General features: G+C 51.9%; 3 protein-coding genes. 1 reads left to right on the top strand and 2 read right to left on the bottom strand.

Annotated elements, in window-relative coordinates; genetic code table 11:
* The first annotated feature begins 321 nt into the window (after nucleotides 1-321).
* Nucleotides 322-1,737 carry a glutamate--tRNA ligase gene (gene gltX, locus ACLD3P_RS21870; protein ID WP_000695623.1) on the top strand — a complete coding sequence of 472 codons (1,416 nt, stop codon included), beginning with the start codon at nucleotides 322-324 and terminating at the stop codon, nucleotides 1,735-1,737.
* Nucleotides 1,738-1,790: 53 nt separating this feature from the next.
* On the opposite strand, the gene ACLD3P_RS21865 is transcribed toward gltX, so the two are convergent.
* Together ACLD3P_RS21865 and ACLD3P_RS21860 are read right to left on the bottom strand one after the other, a co-directional pair.
* Nucleotides 1,791-2,183 carry a MerR family transcriptional regulator gene (locus ACLD3P_RS21865; RefSeq protein ID WP_000826514.1) on the bottom strand — a complete coding sequence of 131 codons (393 nt, stop codon included), beginning with the start codon at nucleotides 2,181-2,183 and terminating at the stop codon, nucleotides 1,791-1,793.
* A 1-nt stretch (nucleotide 2,184) separates the two neighbouring features.
* A complete protein-coding gene (locus tag ACLD3P_RS21860; protein WP_000472034.1) occupies nucleotides 2,185-2,547 on the bottom strand; it encodes a MerR family transcriptional regulator in 363 nt (120 codons plus the stop codon).
* Nucleotides 2,548-2,830: the final 283 nt, after the last annotated feature.

The raw sequence follows: 2,830 nt of genomic DNA, 5'->3' as shown, positions 1-2,830 counted from the left end.
CGGGATCGAACCGCCGACCCCCTCCTTGTAAGGGAGGTGCTCTCCCAGCTGAGCTAATCACCCCCGCTGTGTGGAGTCGCATTATAGGGAGAGTTGAAAATGAGTCAACGCATTTTCTAAAGTTTTTGTTTGTTCGTCGTAAAATTAAACAAAACGATCGTGAATTACTCCGCGCTGCATGATTTCTATACGGAAATAGCAAAGCGCAGCGTTCTGACCGGATCAACATTGAGGAATCAAGCCACAGTGATAGAATACAAGGCTATTCATCTTTCCAGGATTTGCCGGTTGTCGGCATCTTTATAAACGTAAGGCCATTTCATGAAAATCAAAACTCGCTTCGCGCCTAGCCCGACAGGTTATCTGCACGTCGGCGGCGCGCGTACTGCTCTTTATTCCTGGCTTTTCGCACGTCACCACGGCGGTGAGTTCGTGCTGCGTATTGAAGACACCGATCTTGAGCGTTCCACGCCGGAAGCCATTGAAGCCATCATGGATGGTATGAACTGGCTGAACCTGGAATGGGACGAAGGCCCATATTTCCAGACCAAACGTTTTGATCGCTATAACGCGGTGATTGACGAGATGCTGGAGGCGGGAACAGCCTATAAATGCTACTGCTCTAAAGAGCGTCTGGAGCAACTGCGTGAAGATCAGATGGCGAAAGGCGAGAAGCCGCGTTATGACGGGCGTTGCCGTCACAGTCACGAACATCATGCCGACGATGAGCCATGCGTGGTGCGCTTTGCCAACCCGCAGGACGGTTCCGTTATTTTTGATGATCAGATCCGTGGCCCGATCGAATTCAGCAATCAGGAGCTGGACGATCTGATCATTCGTCGTACCGACGGTTCCCCAACCTACAACTTCTGTGTGGTGGTGGACGACTGGGATATGGAAATTACCCATGTGATTCGTGGCGAAGACCATATCAACAATACTCCGCGCCAGATTAACATTCTGAAAGCGTTAAACGCGCCGGTGCCGATGTACGCGCATGTGTCGATGATTAACGGCGACGACGGTAAAAAGCTGTCTAAACGTCACGGTGCGGTGAGCGTGATGCAGTATCGCGATGACGGTTATCTGCCGGAAGCGTTGCTGAACTATCTGGTGCGTCTGGGCTGGTCCAGCGGCGATCAGGAAATCTTCACCCGCGAAGAGATGATCAAGCTGTTCTCCCTCGGTGCGGTGAGCAAGTCTGCGAGCGCGTTCAACACCGATAAACTGCTGTGGCTGAACCACCACTATATCAATACGCTGGCGCCGGAATATGTGGCGACGCATTTGCAGTGGCATATCGAGCAGGAAAATATCGACACCCGTAACGGCCCGCAGCTTGCTGAACTGGTGAAGTTGCTGGGCGAGCGCTGCAAAACTCTGAAAGAGATGGCGCAGAGCTGCCGCTACTTCTATGAAGACTTCAGCGAGTTTGACGCCGATGCGGCGAAAAAACACCTCCGTCCGGTGGCGCGTCAGCCGCTGGAAGTGGTGCGCGACAAGCTGTCGGCGATTACGGACTGGTCAGCAGAAAACGTCCACCACGCGATTCAGGCCACGGCGGATGAGCTGGAAGTGGGGATGGGTAAAGTGGGGATGCCGCTGCGTGTGGCTGTGACCGGTGCCGGGCAGTCGCCTGCGCTGGATGTCACCGTACATGCGATTGGTAAAACCCGCAGCATTGAGCGCATCAACAAAGCGCTGGGCTTTATCGCCGAGCGTGAAAGTCAGCAGTAACGCCAGCTGAAACAGAATAAACGGCAGGGCAGACGCCTGCCGTTTATTATTTGTTAGTCCGCCTCATTGATACCTAAACGCGTCAGAAATCCGCGAATACCTTCCCGCGATAAAAACAGCGCCAGTTTTTCCTGTTCCTGAGCAGACATATTTTCAACGGCATCAATAATTTGTCGATAAGCGTGACTGTGCGCCGCGTTCGCATATTCTGCGAAAGCCTCTTCCGCCTGATAAAACGCAGGCAGTTTGCGAAAAGCCGGAATATTGAGAATAAACTCCCGCACGCTGGCATCAATATGGATGAGTCTTGCGCGTCCGCCTTTGACGCCGGGAAATTTTTCGGTTTTCCAGTGTTGTTCTCTGATCCAGCGATTGACGGTTTGTCTGGCCACGCCGAGGCATTCAGCCAGCTCTTCAGTGGTCATTTTACTGCGTAATCTTTTCATATTATTTGCTATCGCGTATCCCTAAGCGTTGTAACAAACCGGTAATCCCTTCACGCACGAGGAGAGAGGTAAACTGTTTCTGCTCGGATGAGGTCATCTCTTTGGCGAGCGTCATAAGCAGCGCTTCAAGCGATGCGTTGCTGGCAGGCGTGAATGTGTCTGCGTGATGGTCAACTGAACGTTCAGCGCTGCGGATATATTCACGAACCTGTTCGTTTACATGAACCAGACGGGCTTTACCGCCCTGGACGCCAGGTTTGGGCGATGTTGCCCAGCCTTCTTTCCGTACCCATTTATTGATGGTTTGTCGGCTGTAACCGGTGAGATTAGCGAGTTCTTCTGGCGTCATCCGTTCCTTGAACATAACGATTCCCTGAATAGTCGTGGGGTTAATTAGTGGTTCATTTTATAGCACCATTTTAGTCGAAACCGTGACGTGTTTAACTACTGAATGCGAGTTGTGCCGCAATGTCCTTTATTTGAATGCTTTTTCAGCGATTGAATTCGGCAAGTTCATTTTGCCGTTGACACATGCCGAGGGAATTCATATGATGCCGCCCGTCAACTCGACAAGCTTTACGTAGTGGGGCTATAGCTCAGCTGGGAGAGCGCTTGCATGGCATGCAAGAGGTCAGCGGTTCGATCCC

The organism is Salmonella sp. 741265073_HBA, assembly GCF_046569105.1.
GTDB lineage: Bacteria > Pseudomonadota > Gammaproteobacteria > Enterobacterales > Enterobacteriaceae > Salmonella > Salmonella enterica.
Note: the sequence above shows the minus strand (reverse complement) of the source record. Positions and strands in the feature narration are given on the sequence as shown.

Excerpts from the sequence above, each read along its gene's own strand:
- ACLD3P_RS21860 (WP_000472034.1), bottom strand. The coding sequence starts at position 2,547 with ATGTTCAAGGAACGGATGACGCCAGAAGAACTCGCTAATCTCACCGGT.
- ACLD3P_RS21865 (WP_000826514.1), bottom strand. The coding sequence starts at position 2,183 with ATGAAAAGATTACGCAGTAAAATGACCACTGAAGAGCTGGCTGAATGC.
- gltX (WP_000695623.1), top strand. The coding sequence starts at position 322 with ATGAAAATCAAAACTCGCTTCGCGCCTAGCCCGACAGGTTATCTGCAC.